At 42.6% G+C, this 17,095-nt stretch carries 13 protein-coding genes and 1 tRNA gene; 7 read left to right on the forward strand and 7 right to left on the reverse strand.

Annotated features, from left to right (window positions below):
• The first annotated feature begins 228 nt into the window (after positions 1 to 228).
• The 5 genes from gorA to H6G17_RS04225 all read left to right on the forward strand — a co-directional run bounded on the left by gorA (position 229) and on the right by H6G17_RS04225 (position 6,198).
• The gene (gorA, locus tag H6G17_RS04205; protein WP_192154441.1) at positions 229 to 1,578 is read left to right on the forward strand and encodes a glutathione-disulfide reductase; all 1,350 of its coding nucleotides are present in this window, start codon (positions 229 to 231) and stop codon (positions 1,576 to 1,578) included.
• A 151-nt stretch (positions 1,579 to 1,729) separates the two neighbouring features.
• Positions 1,730 to 3,109, forward strand: a complete 1,380-nt coding sequence (gene gor / locus H6G17_RS04210) for a glutathione-disulfide reductase (protein ID WP_192154444.1) — start codon at positions 1,730 to 1,732, stop codon at positions 3,107 to 3,109.
• 303 nt (positions 3,110 to 3,412) lie between these two features.
• Positions 3,413 to 4,261: a DUF4388 domain-containing protein gene (locus tag H6G17_RS04215; protein WP_192154445.1), complete on the forward strand. Its 849-nt coding sequence runs from the start codon at positions 3,413 to 3,415 to the stop codon at positions 4,259 to 4,261.
• Positions 4,262 to 4,405: 144 nt separating this feature from the next.
• Positions 4,406 to 5,053, forward strand: coding sequence for a YqiA/YcfP family alpha/beta fold hydrolase (locus tag H6G17_RS04220; protein WP_192154451.1), 648 nt, complete (start codon positions 4,406 to 4,408; stop codon positions 5,051 to 5,053).
• Positions 5,053 to 6,198: a histidinol-phosphate transaminase gene (locus tag H6G17_RS04225; protein WP_192154453.1), complete on the forward strand. Its 1,146-nt coding sequence runs from the start codon at positions 5,053 to 5,055 to the stop codon at positions 6,196 to 6,198. Before H6G17_RS04220 ends, H6G17_RS04225 begins: the two co-directional genes overlap by 1 nt.
• A gap of 75 nt (positions 6,199 to 6,273) precedes the next feature.
• Here the strand turns inward: H6G17_RS04225 and H6G17_RS04230 are convergent, their stop codons facing one another.
• Together H6G17_RS04230 and H6G17_RS04235 are read right to left on the reverse strand one after the other, a co-directional pair.
• On the reverse strand, positions 6,274 to 6,837 hold the full coding sequence (locus H6G17_RS04230; RefSeq protein WP_192154455.1) for a hypothetical protein: 564 nt from the start codon (positions 6,835 to 6,837) through the stop codon (positions 6,274 to 6,276).
• Between the two features lie 466 nt (positions 6,838 to 7,303).
• Positions 7,304 to 7,990: a GNAT family N-acetyltransferase gene (locus tag H6G17_RS04235; RefSeq protein WP_192154457.1), complete on the reverse strand. Its 687-nt coding sequence runs from the start codon at positions 7,988 to 7,990 to the stop codon at positions 7,304 to 7,306.
• A gap of 177 nt (positions 7,991 to 8,167) precedes the next feature.
• Between H6G17_RS04235 and H6G17_RS04240 the strand changes: the two genes are divergently transcribed.
• Positions 8,168 to 8,238 (forward strand) — tRNA-Gly (locus H6G17_RS04240).
• Positions 8,239 to 8,480: 242 nt separating this feature from the next.
• Here H6G17_RS04240 and H6G17_RS04245 read toward each other — a convergent pair.
• Together H6G17_RS04245 and H6G17_RS04250 are read right to left on the reverse strand one after the other, a co-directional pair.
• A complete protein-coding gene (locus H6G17_RS04245) occupies positions 8,481 to 9,785 on the reverse strand; it encodes a hypothetical protein (RefSeq protein ID WP_192154459.1) in 1,305 nt (434 codons plus the stop codon).
• A 39-nt stretch (positions 9,786 to 9,824) separates the two neighbouring features.
• The gene (locus H6G17_RS04250) at positions 9,825 to 10,277 is read right to left on the reverse strand and encodes a hypothetical protein (RefSeq protein ID WP_192154461.1); all 453 of its coding nucleotides are present in this window, start codon (positions 10,275 to 10,277) and stop codon (positions 9,825 to 9,827) included.
• 614 nt (positions 10,278 to 10,891) lie between these two features.
• Here H6G17_RS04250 and H6G17_RS04255 point away from each other — a divergent pair.
• Entirely contained in the window at positions 10,892 to 15,139 is a 4,248-nt protein-coding gene (locus H6G17_RS04255; protein ID WP_192154464.1) for a caspase family protein, read from the forward strand.
• Between the two features lie 49 nt (positions 15,140 to 15,188).
• On the opposite strand, the gene H6G17_RS04260 is transcribed toward H6G17_RS04255, so the two are convergent.
• The 3 genes from H6G17_RS04260 to H6G17_RS33890 form a co-directional block, all read right to left on the reverse strand.
• The gene (locus tag H6G17_RS04260) at positions 15,189 to 16,370 is read right to left on the reverse strand and encodes an MltA domain-containing protein (protein WP_192154470.1); all 1,182 of its coding nucleotides are present in this window, start codon (positions 16,368 to 16,370) and stop codon (positions 15,189 to 15,191) included.
• Positions 16,371 to 16,379: 9 nt separating this feature from the next.
• Positions 16,380 to 16,631, reverse strand: coding sequence for a hypothetical protein (locus H6G17_RS04265; protein ID WP_015154090.1), 252 nt, complete (start codon positions 16,629 to 16,631; stop codon positions 16,380 to 16,382).
• A gap of 259 nt (positions 16,632 to 16,890) precedes the next feature.
• Positions 16,891 to 17,019 (reverse strand): hypothetical protein, encoded by a 129-nt coding sequence (locus H6G17_RS33890; RefSeq protein WP_277875927.1) that lies wholly within the window; start codon positions 17,017 to 17,019, stop codon positions 16,891 to 16,893.
• Positions 17,020 to 17,095 lie beyond the last annotated feature (76 nt).

Consider the following 17,095-nt stretch of genomic DNA (forward strand, 5'->3'; position numbering starts at 1 on the left):
TGCCGCTGGTAATAGCAATTCTCGATTGCATGGGTAACATTTGTAGGGGCGCACAGCTGTGCGCCCCTACAGATCGTGTGTTTTCCTCAATTGAAAACCGCTATAACTCCGGTTGTAGCAAATCTGTCAAGTTGGCATAAGTAGGAAAAACAGACCGCAGAGAGAGGAAATAAAACAGAGAATCCGATAAGTTTATAGCTTTGTGCTTAAATTTTTCTCTAATTCACTATGGCTTTCGATTATGACTTGTTTATTATTGGTGCTGGTCCTGGGGGAGTAGCCGCTGCAAGACAAGCTAAAGCTTACGGTGTCCGCGTTGGAATTGCCGAACGAGAGGCAGTTGGTGGTACCTGTGTCAATCGTGGTTGTATCCCTAAAAAGTTTATCGTCTACGCTGCTGATTTTGCCTTACACGATCGCGCAGCTGCAAGTTACGGCTGGAGTAAATGCGATCGTCAGTTTGACTGGTCGTATTTTATCGCCTCCGTCCATCAACAAATCGAACAGCGTCGCCAGTCTTTTCTAAACAAGTTTCAACAGGCAGGAATTGATGTCATTCGAGGTCAAGCAACTTTTATCGATCCACACACCGTAAAAATCGACGGACGCAAAGTCACGGCTGACAAAATTATCGTTGCCGTGGGTGGCAAATCCATTAAACCATCAAAAATTCTAGGGATCGAATATGCAATTACATCCCGTCAAATGTTTGAACTTCCTCAACTACCACAACGTTTAGCAATTGTTGGTGGCGGCTACATTGGCGTGGAGTTCTCTAGCATGATGAATGCCTTCGGCGTTGAAGTGATATTAATGGATCGCGATGAAACAATTTTATCGGGATTTGATGACGATGTTCGTACTGCCGTACAGCAGGGGTTGAGTCAAAGAGGAATTCAATTTCTCGGCAACACAACGGCAAAAGAAATCAAACAAGATGCTACAGGATTGCAGGTTGTTTTAGAAGGCAACGATCCTCAGATCGTCACAGCCGACACCGTACTCTTTGCCACAGGCAGAAGCCCCAATACTGAAAACCTGGGTTTAGAAAACGCTGGGGTAGAATTGAATGAAAAAGGCGCGATCGCGGTTGATGCTTATAGTCGCACGAACCAAGCGCATATCTTTGCTGTCGGTGATTGTACCAATCGTAAGCAATTGACTCCAGTTGCCCGAACAGAAGGTCGGGCGGTAGCGCGAACGATTTTTGACCAGCAATCGCCACAAATTGATTACACTCTCGTTCCTACCGCTGTCGTTGCCCGTCCTGAAGCTGCTGCTGTAGGATTGACAGAAGCGCAAGCACGGGAAAAATTCGGCGATGCCATGCAATGCTACCGCACCCAATTTGAACCCCTGTTTTACAGCATGACAGATCGCTCCGAGCAGGCGATGATGAAATTAGTAGTAGATCGGCGCAGCGATCGCGTGTTAGGCGCTCATATGGTAGGCGAAAATGCTGCTGAGATTATTCAAAGTCTGGCAGTGGCGATCCAAAAAGGCATTGCTAAACAAGATATTGACGCAAACCTTGGCATCCATCCAACCACCGGAGAAGAATTCTTCTTGTTAGATTAAATTTAAACCCGTACAGTACGCCTGTTAAATCCCCTCCTATTCCAACATATCTCACCACAAACTTGAAGATCGCGACCAAATCAGTTGATAGGTGATAGATAATTTTTCTACCAACTACCAACTACCAACTACCATAGGAACATATTGACTCATGACATTCGACTACGATTTATTTGTTATTGGCGCTGGATCTGGAGGGCTAGCAGCTTCTAAACGGGCAGCTAGCTACGGTGCAAAAGTAGCGATCGCAGAAGAAAGTCTCGTTGGTGGTACTTGTGTCGTCCGAGGCTGTATTCCGAAAAAACTCATGGTTTACGGTTCTCGCTTTCCGACTTTGTTTCACGATGCTGCGGGTTATGGCTGGCACGTTGGCGAGACGAGTTTAGATTGGCAACACTTCATCACTGTTATTGATAACGAAGTGAACCGTCTTTCTCAGTTGCATATCAACTTTTTAGCAAAAGCTGGAGTCGAGTTAATTCCCAGTCGCGCCGCTTTGATAGATCCCCACACTATCGAAGTAGAGGGGCGCAAAGTCACGGCTGAAAAAATCTTAATTGCCGTTGGCGGTCGTCCGATTAAACCAGACATTCCAGGTATGGAACATGTCATTACCTCGAATGAAATGTTTCACCTGCCCGAAAAACCCAAACACATAGCGATTATTGGAGCTGGTTACATTGGGGTGGAGTTTGCCTGTATCATGCGCGGTTTGGGTTGCGAAGTTACCCAAATTATTCGCAAAGATTTAATTTTACGAGGATTCGATCGCGACATCCGTAATGAAATTCAGCAAGGCATGATTCATCACGGAATTCAAGTCATCACTGATAATATTGTCACGGCGATCGATCGCATTCCCGAAGGATTAAAGCTAACGCTCTCTGACCAAGATCGAGAACCAGTTGTTGCCGATGTCGTTTTAGCTGCAACTGGTCGTACTCCTTATGTTGAAGGACTTGGCTTAGAAAATGCCGGCATAGATTTAGTTCCCAGTTCCCTAGAAGGTCCAGGCTACAGTACCACTAAGGCGATCGCGGTGAACGAGTTTAGTCAAACTTCCCAGCCACACATCTTTGCTGTTGGTGACTGTACCGACCGCATCAATCTCACTCCCGTCGCCATTGGTGAAGGTCGTGCTTTTGCGGATACAGAATTTGGCAATCTGCGCCGTGCTTTTAACCACGAAATCGTCGCCTCAGCCGTATTTTCTAGCCCCGAAGCTGCTACTGTTGGGATGACAGAAGATGACGCGATCGCCCAATTCGGTGAAGATGGAGTCAAAATCTATCGCGCTCGTTTTCGTCCCCTCTTTCACAGCTTGACTGGTGCTGCTGATAAGACGCTGATGAAATTAGTTGTCGATGCTCAAACCGAACGAGTCTTAGGAGCGCATATGGTAGGAGAATACTCGGCGGAAATTATTCAAGGAGTGGCGATCGCCGTAACTATGGGCGCAACCAAAAAAGATTTCGATGCTACTGTTGGGATCCATCCCTCTACCGCTGAAGAATTCGTCACTATGCGTTAATGGTAAGACTACTCCCTGTTTCCGTCGAATTCATTTCTACTTTTATTCGTAGCTAGTCACATTACGGCTAGCTTGTTTTTTTTGCCATATTATTGTGGACAATCTGCGTAAGCTTGCCAAGTTCGATTGCAAATATCAATAATTTCACGGATATTTTCGACAACTACAGTTGTTATAAATGGCTTGTACTATTTTTAGATAAAAGTTTTAGCTCTTTTTATCTAGCAGCATTCATAGCAGTGAAGATGTAAGTAACATCACAGGACTTGGCAAGGGTGGGAATCAAATCGAGAATAGCCAATTATGGAAATTACCGGACAATTATTAGAATTTTCCTTACTAAATATTTTTCATTTCATCGAGCAATTTCACCAAACAGGCTTACTTTCGCTTGAGCTTGAACCAAGTGACGACTCTCAACTAGGAAAAAGCTGCTATCTCTGGTTTCAAGCAGGTGGTATTGTTGCAATAGTCGAGCAACTCGATAACCAGCACTTGCTCTCAATGATCGATAAGCGGGGCTGGATCGCGCCAGAATTACTCAATATCTTGTCTGAGCCAAATGGTATAGAACATCCTCTGGGAGTTGAGTTGAAAACCAACAGACAGTTGAATGCCGAACAATTACAGGTTTTGTTTCACGCTCAAGTCATTCAGCCTGTCTGCGCTTTATTTAAATTATCGCGGGGTCATTTTAGCTTTAATTCGCAAGCGACTTTACCGAAAATCGAAATGACTGGTTTGAGCTTGCCAGTGGCGGAGGCAACTTTATTAGGTTTGCGGGTATTACGAGACTGGAAGCCATTTACGGCAAAACTACCAAACCCATCTGACATTTTGAATAAGAATGTTGTTGCTAAGCCGCGATTCCAACTCGATGCCCAAGAAAGGCAAGTATGGGAACTCGTTAATGGTAAAACTTCAATTGAAGCGATCGCCAAGCAGTTGCAACAACCATTAGAATCCATCCAACAAATCGCTTTTCGGATGAAGGTCGTTGGGTTATTAGGCTTTGTCTCTACCTCTCTCATGTCTGGGGAGACAACTGAAGAAATAGTGACTGAGAGCGGTGTAGGAGCGAATGGTGCTGCGGTAGCTAATCCTTCGCTAGTCAAGAATTTAGTCAACTTACTCAATACTAAAATTGTCTGATGCTCGTTCAACATGCATTTGTCAAGATGAATTTGTTAACGTTAAAGCGTTAAATTTATGGGTAAGAAGATTCATGTTTTGTTAGTTATCTGCGAACAGCACAGTAACTGTCAACTGTCAACCGCTTGAACAACAAATTGACACTTGAGCAGCAAATTCATTTATTTACATGGTTTTGCCTCTAGCCCTCAGTCGGCTAAGGCTATCTATCTATGCGATCGCTTTGCTCAAATCGGTCTATCTTTATGCGTTCCCGATCTCAATCAGAGTGATTTTTCACATTTAACAATCACGCGGCAGTTACATCAAGTTGTTACTCTGTTACCACCACTTCCTACGTCTGTCACAGTTATTGGTTCTAGTTTAGGTGGGCTAACCGCAGCTTGGCTGGGGCAAAAATACCCGCAAATTCGACGATTAGTACTACTCGCACCTGCATTTGAATTTCTCACCCACTGGCTGCCGCGATTAGGCACGGCACAGCTTCAGCAATGGCAGACAGATAGGTATCTACAGACCTATCACTACGGCGAAAACTGCCTACTACCTCTAAGTTACAATTTCGTTCTCGATGCCACCCAGTATCGAGAAACAGAAATATCCCGCCCTCTCCCTACTCTCATTCTTCACGGAATTCACGATGAAGTGATTCCAGTTCAATCCAGCCGTGATTTTGCGCGTCACCGTCCTTGGGTACAATTAATTGAGCTAGATAGCGACCACGCTTTAGCTAATGTCCTGCCTGAGATTTGGGATATAATTAAAGCTTTCTGTCAGTTATCAGGCAAGTAATGCTGCCATTCATCCGCTCAGATCTGGCTCGGTTCACAGCTTACAAACCCCATCCCAATAGTCCATCTGGAAAAGCTGTTGAGTCGTCAATTGCGCTTGATCGCTTAGATACAAATGAAAGTCCGTTCGATCTACCCCAGGAGTTGAAAGAAAAGCTTGCCTGGATGTATCAGTACGCACTGGAGAGCAACCGCTATCCTGATGGGGGACACGCTCAGCTCAAAAGCGCGATCGCCCAATATGTCAATGAGTCAGCGGTACTAGCTGATGCTGATTTTACCAGTGCCAACATTTCTGTCGGTAATGGTTCGGACGAACTGATTCGTTCTTTGTTAATTGCGACTTGCTTGCAGGGAGAGGGAGCGATTTTAGTTGCCAATCCCACGTTTTCGATGTATGGAATTTTAGCTCAAACTTTGGGCATCCCCGCGATCGCTGTGGCACGAAACCCCGACAACTTCGAGATCGATCTAGCTGCGGCAAAATTGGCGATCGCGAACGAGCAAAATCCTCCCATCCGCGTTGTGTTTGTCGTCCATCCCAATTCACCTACAGCTAATGCTTTAACTACAGCGGAATTGGCGTGGTTGCGTAGCTTGCCACAGGAGATTTTAGTCGTGATTGACGAAGCTTATTTCGAGTTTAGTCAAACAACTGTTGCTAGCGAATTATTGCACCGCTCGAATTGGATTGTACTGCGGACATTTTCCAAAGCTTTTCGCTTGGCAGCACATCGGGTAGGCTATGCGATCGGGCATCCAGAATTAATTATGACTTTGGAAAAAATTCGTCTCCCTTACAATTTACCTACATATTCTCAAGCAGCAGCCGCGATCGCTCTTCAGTATCGGCACACCTTATTAAGCGCAATTCCCCAAATTTTATCTGAAAGAAGCAAGTTAATGCAGGCTTTAACCGCTTGCCCTCAGTGCAAAGTCTATCCAAGTATGGCTAATTTTATTTTTATTCAGTTACAGCAGGATGCGATCGCCCTAGAAAGCGACTCCCTTCACAAGTTACATCAACAGTTACAAGCTAGCGGTACGTTAGTCAGACAGATTAGCAACGGCTTGCGAATTACTATCGGCACACCAGAGGAAAATGCTCGTACTTTAGAGAGACTTTTATCAGTTCTGAGTGGCTGATGAAACCAGAATTGCTTCCTTGTCCCCCTTGTCTCCCTTGTCCCTTATCTTGTCTCAACCCCTCAACTCCGCATCCTAAATTCGGCGGCGCTCAATGCTACTCGGTCGGCGTACCATAGCAACAGTTTGGGGCAGAATGCCAACTAGCAAGGCAAAAGCCTCGTCTGAAACACGATTTACAGTTTCCGTGTCAAAATACTGTTCAAATTGTTCGAGAATTTTTTGCACTCGTTGCTGGGGAACTGTCTTCTCGGTAATTTGCTTCATTAACCGAATCCACTGTCGTCGAATTAAGTAAGCTTTCTGACAGTCCTCATGAGATTCAGGCGTAACTAAAGAAAGATTCCCGACTGGTATTGCTGCTTGACAATCGCGATCGTAAAAACCCCCCACTGCGGCTCCAGGTCCGGCAAATTCTGCATGAAAGCGCTTGATCACGATCAAGCCATTTCTGCGGCGACTGTTGACCATCAGTACTTGCCCGTTGTGCAGCAGCTGTAGAATTTCTGAAGCATTCTGACTTTCGTTAATATGTGTCATGCTGCTAGAACCACAGGAATCGGAAATGCCGATACTGCTACAAGGGGTTTGGGCTAGTAGTAGAGCAGGTTGGTAATACGATCGGATTCTACTATCCATTTTTCCTACTCAAGATAAGTTTTCTGTGGGTTTGTAAGTATAAAGAGTAGCTAGGAGTCAAATCCAACTGCTTTGCCTTCCCTTCGATCCAAAACATGACGATCGAGCAAACAAAAACGCGATTTTTGTCTTTGGTTACCCATTTTGCTTCATATTCTATTTGATCTAGCAAAGGCTAATATAAAGTAACTATGAGGTAAGTTTAAAGCCTTAATAAAGATTAAATTCATAAATCTTATAGGCTGAGAAGAGGCTAATATCTATTTAAGCAATAATTAATACCGTATTGCTTGAATATTTTAACGTTTACTTAATTATTTGGCAGCAGTTACAATTTGTATCCTTTTTGCTAGCGGTGGGATAGATAAAGCGATCTGAAAGGATAGACAGCTTTGCACCGCTCAATGTCAGAGATCGTCATTCCAGTGTCAAGTTTTCAATCTAGCTGTCAGTACCAAAATTGTATTCAATTACTATTGCTGGATTTGAGGTGCTTGTGTAATAGCATCTGCCGAGGTTGTTTAAATAGCCAATGGCTCCAACTCGTATCAATTCGTTCTAACTGATATCCCAATTTTAGATAGAGTTGTCGTGCTTGATGATTATTTTCTAAGACATGGAGAAATAGATCGTCAAAACCCCAAGATTTAGCAACTTGTTCGCAGCTAAGCAGTAATTTCCCAGCTATTCCTTGGCGGCGACGAGTTGTATGAACCGCTAGATTTGAAAGATAGGGATATTGATAGCCTTGGCGATAGGAAGTAAAGCTACAAGTGGTTCCAAGCGGGATTGTACGTAATGCCAGTTCTACTGTTCCAGCTATACCCAACGTACTGTCATAGGAATACATACCTGTATTTTCGTTTTGTGCAGTTTTTTCCACTGCGACTAGACAGACGTGATGGGGGGCAGTAGCATGAATGCGATGGCGAATGTCTTCATAAATACCCACTCTCAACAACGGGTAAGTCCAACCAAAAAATCCTTCGCGAGAGTGAAAACTGTCTGCTAGAACTTCTGCCACACTCGACACATCTTCCAGTCTGGCAGGACGAACTTGCCAGTGGAAGTTGCGATCGCCAGGATACGGTGTTGGTACTTGAAAATTAGATGGAGTCAAAGAGGAAGATTTTGAAACATATAAGCTGCCCACTGCCAAATATCCTAAACGATCGCTACAGCTAAGACCAGAATAGCTTATGGAAGACCGATCGGCAGCCAGAAGTCAGCACAAAAAGTCGCGATCGCTGAGTAAGTGCGTGCAAATTCGATAAAATCTATGTTATTCTAATTTAGTTGTCTAACAGCAACATTTTAGATTGCCAGCAGCGCGGGCATAGTTTAGTGGTAAAACCATAGCCTTCCAAGCTATTGATGCGAGTTCGATTCTCGCTGCCCGCTTTTTGACTAAAACCTTTGAAACTAAAAGTTTCAGTTAGTAATGCACTCCTATAGGCATAAGTGGTGCGTTACGCCATCATGCTAATGCACCCTACGTAGATTTCAAAAATCAAATATGAGTCCTATATATCCTAAATCAATTTTGATAATTTAACAATTTTAGGCAGTTTTGGGTTTAACACCTCTCACAATTGTCTACAAATATGGTTGAGATTTGCAGATAAGTGATAATACATTTTTTACTATAGCAATCGTTTTCTCAGCAACCAAAATACAAAAGCAAAGAAGACACCAATTACAAGACTAAAAATGAAAGGGTAAGTGCAGACTTGAGCTTCACTAAAAATACCTTTACTAAAAATATCCTTGCAATCTTTTACAGGCTCTTTTAGCAAAGATATAGTTGCTATACCAGTACCCGCAACCGCAACAAACTCTTGAAAATTGCGATCGCGTTCGGATTTTTCAACTTCTACACGACTGCGAATGGCGTTAATTGTATCTTCTGACAGTTGCAACCCAAGTTGCATATTCTCAATATCTTTAGTAACTTGCAGTAGATATTTTTTGGTAGCTAGATCGCTAAAGTTTTCTAAAAAATCTAATTGATCGCTTCGATTAGCTTTTTCTTTAATAAAATTCAAACGAGTTTGATAGTTAGATAAATTAATTTCAATAATTTTTTTTTGAAAAGAAAGTTTGAGTAGATCGATAGTATATTGTTGAAGAATATCACTAATATTGTTTAAAATCTTGCGAGAAATAGCAAAGTTTTGTTTTTTCTGCCAGTAGCCGCTTTGGTTGATGATCTTACGATTTTCTTCAACTTTTTTATAGTGCTTAATTAAAGATTCTTTGACCAAACGGCTTTGCCGATAAGCCCAAACAATTTTATTTTGATAGCAAAATAATCCCATCCAATCTGAATAAAAATCCGCAGCTTTTTCAGCGCTTTCTCGGTTGGAATAAATAGCAATAATGACATGGCGATCGCTACTTTCATTCTGCTCCAGATTTCGCGATCCCCAAAATTCAAAAATACTGCTACCTAAAAAAGTACCGCTACTTTTTTGTCGGTAGTTATTGTCTTCAAATAAAGCATAATAGCAATCTTGGGCAATATCTTCAGGATTTTGAAATAAATCTTTAGATAGGCAACCAGAAAGTAACCAGGTTTGTCCAATGACTGCTAGTTCTTTATTAATTCTGCTATCAATTTCAGTTTTGAGAGTTTTAAAACGTTTAGCTGGTTGAGGATCGATTTGATTTTTAACAGAACAATCAATTTGTAAACCATAAGTGTCATTAAGTCTGACAGGATAGTAGTATCCTTCTAATTTCTCATCAGTTGATTTAAAGTCAATTTGAGCTGGCTTCGTAAGTTTAAAATGCTCAGTTTCACTGTCAGAATCTTCTATTTGAGTACCATCTGGCAATTGAGATAAAAAGGCTATTTTATTTTTTTGAATTTCTTCATGAGTTGCATTGAGTGGAGTGTTTAAAGCGTATATAAATAAATCGAGAGTAGGATAAATTAAATCGCTCATGAGGTGTTCGGAAGATAGACGTTAATTCACTTAGACTATTCAATGCAAAAATTCTTTCACTTTCTCTAAAAAGCTAATGTTTTTAACTGTTTCTTCTGGTGCTTCAGAACTACCAACGACGATAACAACATTATTGATTTGACTTTCATAGCCGCTAGCTTCAGTTTTCGGCTTAAAGCCTTTAGTCATAGCAGTTCTACCCAAAGCATTGAGCTTATTAGTTTCAGCTTCATTAGGAAGTAAATTACTGGGAAGTTGTTTGATGTTCTCCAATCGAGTTTTATAATATTGAAATGAACGATCTAATTCAGAATTAGCAGCAATCATCTCCAGTAAAAGTTTTTTAGTATAGTTTTCCCAAGCTTTTGGTTGAGTGTTTAATTGCTTCGCAACTTCTTTAAGTTTCTGCTTCTCTTGTGCGCTCAGGGAAGTTTTTAAGTCTTGAAACGCCAAGAGAAATGCTATTACAGTACTGTCAGTCTTGTTTTGCATAGGTTTCAACCTTAAACTCACTACTGCTGAATGTAAACAAACCTAAGCTCTGCGATTACTGAAAAATCCTGGTTAAATAAATGTTATCGAATCTATGTTTGCGTAAGAGATTATTTTATGATATTTCGCAAGTATAAAACAGTTCTTTTAATTTAAGCTGTATACTTTATAACTAGTTACAAAATATCTTTCAATTGAATCGGATGTCTGTCTTGTCAATTTCGGATTGGAATTGAAAGATCGATTAGCACAGCAATTGTTGCTATTTTCTCAGTATTTCTATGCTCGCTTGGTGTTAATAATATAACTTTTCTTCAACAAACAATGTTGAAGAAAATTAAGTAAGCCTTACCCGCTCTAGGTGCTAATGTTTACAAATTAAATATAACGGTTAGATCGCTTTATTGTTTTGAATTAGTATAAACGATCGCATAATTTTAACTTTGCAAAGTTTTAACAAATTTTTAATCTAAAAATTGCAGGATTTGCAACCGATTTTTCTGTAAAACTTAAGTTAACTAGTGAAGAATATCTCTAATTTGTGGTGTGTAATATTGTCAGGGGCGATCGCCGCTAGCTTCAACAACTGTTCCAATCATTAGCGAAGTAGGAAAATGGCATCTGAATGGACAGCTCAAGTTATTGGGATTAATTACTATCCAGATTTTAGCAAGCTGAAACCGCTAACAGCAGCAGCAGAGGATGCGAAAAAAATTGCGGAAAAGCTAGAACAATACGGTTATAGAACCTTTCGCGTTCAGCGTTTACCAGAAACCTCAAATCAAAAAGGAGAGAGTCAAAACGATCTTCAAGGAGCTGTCAAGGCGAAAGAACTGCGAGAAGCAATTACAAATCTCTTCAATCCTCCTCCGCCAAATCCACCCGCTGAAACAGCTTTGTTCTTCTTTTCAGGACATGGATGGGATCACACTATTAATGGGAAAAGAGAAGTCTTTTTAGCGACTAGCGACGCATTCCCTGAAGAAAAAATCTATGGTATATCCCTGAGATGGCTGGGAGAGCAATTGCGAAAAAGTCAAGTTAAGCGAGTCATTGTTTGGCTAGATTGTTGTTATAGTGGTGAATTGATCGGATATATTCCCACAGACAAAGATTACTGTTTAATTACTGCCACTCGTTCCTATGAAACTGGAGTAGAAATTCCTCACGAACAGGGATTGTTGACACAAGCATTACTTGAAGGATTGAATCCCGAAAACAATCCAGATGGAATTGTAAATAGCCACAAATTAGCAGATTATATCGAAAAGCGCATGGCGCAAACAAGTCAGCGTCCCTTAATTGCTAATTCTCAACGAGCAATTCTGCTAACGACTGGATTACCTAAAAAAAGCTTTCAGGATAAATGTCCTTATCGTTCTCTGTCGTATTTTAGCGAGAATAAAGAAGATGCAGAGGTGTTTTACGGACGGGAAGCATTGACAAAGCAGTTAATTCAAAAAGTAGGAAATAAACAGCGCTTAATCACTGTATTAGGAGCTTCTGGTAGTGGAAAATCATCTTTACTCCGGGCTGGATTACTCTATGGACTGAGGCTAGGACAGGAAATTCCAGGGAGCGATCGCTGGATATATATTACTCCCTTTACCCCTAAAGAAACTCCGCTTAAAAATTTACTGGCTGCTTTTTCGCGCTCGTTTCCCGATCTTTCTTTGTCTCAAAATGCAACGGTAAATATTTTTTATCTGACGGTAGAGAAGTTAAAAGAACTAAATACACCTACTATCTTGATTATCGATCAATTTGAAGAATGCTTTACCATGTGCAATGAAAGCAAGCAGAAAGAATTCTTTAAATATTTGAGACAATTAATTGATAGTGTAGATACAATTTGTATTTTAATTGGGATGCGATCGGATTTTCGGGCAAGACTGCGAGAATATCCCCAAGTAGCTGAAAAGATCGATAAACATTTCGTTGTCGAACATTTGAACTCCCAAGAAATTGAAGCGGCTATTACTAAACCTGCCGATTTGGTAGGAGTAGGCATAGAAGGAGAGTTAAAACGCAAACTAATTGACGATGTTGAAGATTATCCTGGAAGTTTGCCTCTGCTGCAATATACCCTGACAGAATTATGGCGCGAATCGAGACAGCAAGGAGAAAAGTTTCTTTATCTAAAAACTTATGAGGGTTTAGGTGGGATTGAGGGAACGTTACAAAAACGTGCAGATGAAATCTACAAAAGTCTTTTACCTGAAGAACAAACTGTGGCGCGGCGAATTTTTCTAGAATTGACTCAAATGGGAGAAACGACGGATACACGGCGGCGCGCGCGTTTACACGAGATGGTTAATTCCCATCATTCCCTCGAACTGCTACAACAAGTTAGCGAGAAGTTAGCCGATAAAGATGCACGGTTAATTACAAAAATGGATGATGATGAATCCCATGATGTGATTTTAGATGTTGTCCATGAAGCTTTGCTCCGCCACTGGACGCAGTTAAACGAGTGGAAAAGAGAATATCAAAACGCGATCGCGATCGAACGCAGAATTGAAGCCTCTGCACAGGAATGGCAGGAAAATGAACGTAAACCAGAATACTTGTTACAAGAAACGAGATTAGGGTGGGCAGAAGAGTATTTAGAAAAATATAGTTCATTAGGAATGTTAGATGGGCTAGCAGAAGAGTATATTAAAGAAAGTCAAAAACTGCGCGATCGCCTGCGTCAGCAAGAGGAAGAAAGCAGACGGCGAGAATTAGAAAAAGAACGACAACTAGCACAATTTCAAAAAGAGGCACGTCAACAAGCAGAGCAACGTCTAGAAATAGCACAGCAATTAGCACAATTTCAAGAAGAGGCACGTCAACAAGCAGAACAACGTCTAGAAACAGCACAACAACTAGCACAAGCCGAAGAAAAGGCGCGTCAAGCAGCAGAACAACGCGCGGAAGAACAAGCTAAGACCAACAAAAAGCTTCGGAGTAGGGCAGTTGGTTTGGGAGTTGTATCTGTGTTTGCTGCGGCTGCCGCAGGATTTAGTGTAGTTTCCTGGCAGGATGCTAAGAGACAGAAAACCAATGCCGAATTAGGTGAAAAAGTTGCAAAAATAGACTATTTATTAACGAGAAAGCCTGTAGAGGGGTTAGTACTCGCCGTTCAAGCCACTGGTCAGAGTTTATCAATGCTGAACGAGGTAATAGTTCCTGTTGAGTCTAGCTTATTGCAAGTAATCCAGGCTGATATTAGAGAACGAAATCGGCTGAATTCAGGCTGGGTTGCTGCCGTTAGTCGCGATGGCACAATGATTGTTACGGGTAGTCAAGAGGGAAAATTACAGCTATGGAATCGGCAAGGACAAGCGATTGGCAAACCGTTTAAAGGACATACAGATTATGTCAAATCAGTCGCTTTTAGTCCCGATGGCAAGTCGATTGTCAGTGGTAGCGATGACAACACCGTGCGCTTGTGGGATTTGCAAGGACAACCAATTGGCAAACCGTTTGAAGGACATACAAATTATGTCAACTCAGTCGCCTTTAGTCTCGATGGCAAGTACATTGTCAGTGGTAGTGGAGACAACACCGTGCGCTTGTGGGATTTGCAAGGACAACCAATTGGCAAACCGTTTAAAGGACATACATATTCTGTCCACTCAGTCGCTTTTAGTCCCGATGGCAAATTCATTGTCAGTGGTAGCGATGACAACACCGTGCGCTTGTGGGATTTGCAAGGACAACCGATTGGCAAACCGTTTAAAGGACATACAAATTATGTCAACTCAGTTGCCTTTAGTCCCGATGGCAAGTCGATTGTCAGCGGTAGTGGGGACGACACCGTGCGCTTGTGGGATTTGCAAGGACAACCGATTGGCAAACCGTTTAAAGGACATACAAGTTATGTCAAATCAGTCGCCTTTAGTCGCGATGGCAAGTTGATTGTCAGCGGTAGCAATGACAACACCGTGCGCTTGTGGGATTTGCAAGGACAACCGATTGGCAAACCCTTTGAAGGACATAAGGATTATGTCCGCTCAGTCATCTTTAGTCCCGATGGCAAGTCGATTGTCAGCGGTAGCGATGACAACACCATGCGCTTGTGGGATTTGCAAGGACAACCGATTGGCAAACCCTTTAAAGGACATAAGGATTATGTCCGCTCAGTCATCTTTAGTCCCGATGGCAAGTCGATTGTCAGCGGTAGCGATGACAACACCGTGCGCTTGTGGGATTTGCAAGGACAACCGATTGGCAAACCCTTTGAAGGACATACAAATTATGTCAAATCAGTCACCTTTAGTCCCGATGGCAAGTCGATTGTCAGCGGTAGCAATGACAACACCGTGCGCTTGTGGGATTTGCAAGGACAACCGATTGGCAAACCCTTTGAAGGACATAAGGATTATGTCAACTCAGTTACCTTTAGTCCCGATGGCAAATCTATTGTCAGTGGTAGTGGTGACAACACCGTGCGCTTGTGGGATTTGCAAGGACAACCGATTGTCGAACCGTTTGAAGGACATGAGGATTATGTCAACTCAGTCGCCTTTAGTCCTGATGGCAAATCTATTGTCAGTGGTAGTAAGGACGGCAGCGTGCGCTTATGGGATCTTCAGGGGGAACCCATCAACATTTTTCAAAGTCATGAGGAAATTTTATCAGTTGCCTTTAGTCCTGATGGCAAATCTATTGCTAGTGGTAGTGCTGATAACACCTTGCGTTTGTGGGATCGACGAGAGCTTAAGGCGGACAAGTTATTAAAAATGGCGTGTAACCAACTGCACGAACATCGTCTCCTTATGGAAGATGAAGGTGCTGGCGATACTTGCCTTGAATGGGGCGGCTGGAACGATCGCCAGAAAGAAGAATTTCAGGTGAGGCGAGATCGGGGTTGGTGAATATTGACCTGAATACTCATAAAATTGCGATCGCCCTACCTCCTGCCACTCACTGTTTCAACAACAAATAGTAGAGGTGTCCCCGACTACCCGTTACACCAGCGCGATCGCCTGCAAGTTGCCCCGTACCCATGAAATAATCTACCCTACCTGCTCCCTTGATAGCGCTACCAGTGTCTTGATCTAACACGTAGCGGCTGACGTTTCGATACTCTAACTGTCCGAAATTGCTAGCAAAGGGTAGTGCGGTTTGCATTAGTGCCAATGCACCAGGGGGCATCAGAGATTTATCCGTCGCGATCGAACGTTCTGCTGTCACTGGTACTCCAAGACTACCAGTTGCAGGTGCGCCATGAGTTTCGCGAAAGAAGACGAAACTGCGCACGCGGGGAATGTAGTTATTCAGTTCCTCTGGATGCCTGCGGAAGTAATCAATCAACACGGGCAAGGTTAAACCGTCGAGAGGCAACTTGCCATCTTTTGCAAGTTCCTTACCAAGACTGACGTAAGGGTGGGCTGTCTTGCCAGCATAACCGAGACTCATCATCTTGCCATCTGGAAGCAACAAACGGGCAGATCCTTGAATTTGAACTAGGAGTGCTTCGAGGCGATCGCGCAGCCAGACAATTTCTAGCCCTCGCAACCGATTTTTCGATCCTGACAAACCATCTTTACCTTCTAATTGCCACCGAGTTAAATGTTGCAATTTAGCAAAATTAGGAGGTAAACGATAAAGGGGGTAGCGAAATTCTGCGGTGGGGACGCGACTGGCTAAATATATCGGTTCGTAATATGCCGTAAATAAGACTTCTCCCCTGCCATTGCGCCCAGAAGATTGATAGAAATCAAATTCGCGCCTGACTGCGGCTTGTAGTTCGGCGGGAGTACGAGATTTCATGACTAATTGCCGAAAGCGCACTAAACTGCGCCAAACGCGATCGCGGGTAATCCCTTTAATGGGATACTTGCGATATGCCCTCGCCGCTGCTGGCGATTGAATATACTTCAAACTATGGTTGATCGAGCGTAAAAGCGATCGCCAGTCTCCTGACTGCCCCTTTTCACCCCAAATTTGCTCGTCTAATCCCAAGAGTTCGGGCTGACAACAAGCAAGATTTTTTTGCTGTGTCACGCTCAACAAGCGCGGTACGGCGCGGGCGACGGGTGACACGCTAGTAGCAAGAATTGTAACCCCCACACCAAGGGCGATTGAAGCTATCTTCTTTCTCATGCCTTTGACTTAAAATCTTTCTACACTAGAACTAAACATCGGTTCTACTCGAATCGCCAAGATGCGCGATGGACGCACCACCATGTACTCACCCTGAATGTTTTTAATCGGGACGCTGATAAAGTCATTAGAAGCGGCTTTCGGTGACAGCTCGTTACCAAACCACTTCTGAAAATCTTGCACGTCGGTAAACCGAATTTCTTCTCGGTGTCCGCCTTCCATTAAAATGTGTACCGCATATTCGCTTGGATTTCTAGGCATACTGTCTCAAAATTCTCAAACTCATCCTGTCAATTGTCAACTACTTTTCACCAAAATGAGAATAGTAGAGCATTATAAGTTTTGAGTGTAGTGAAAATATTTATGTGACGAATATTTAACTTTTGTTAAAGTTTTCTTCAAGCGAATTTCAAGCGTAAGGTGGGCATTGCCTACCCTATTAAATCTACTAAATCATCGATTGTTCATGAATGATTTAGGATTGCTATATTTTGCAAAAAATTACAGTTTTCTAGCCGATCTAATAGCGATTTTCAATTGGGTAAAACAGACGATCTGTAGGGGCGCACAGCCGTGCGCCCCTACAAATGTCACGCACGCAATCGCGAATTGCTATAATGTGGCGATCGTAATCTATATCTGTTGTCACAAAAAAAAGACAGACATGATGCCTGTCTTATCAGTTTCAGTTATAGAAAACAAGCAAAATGCCTGTCCTACACAAA

Source organism: Chroococcidiopsis sp. [FACHB-1243], assembly GCF_014696895.1.
Taxonomy (GTDB): Bacteria; Cyanobacteriota; Cyanobacteriia; order Cyanobacteriales; family Chroococcidiopsidaceae; genus Chroococcidiopsis.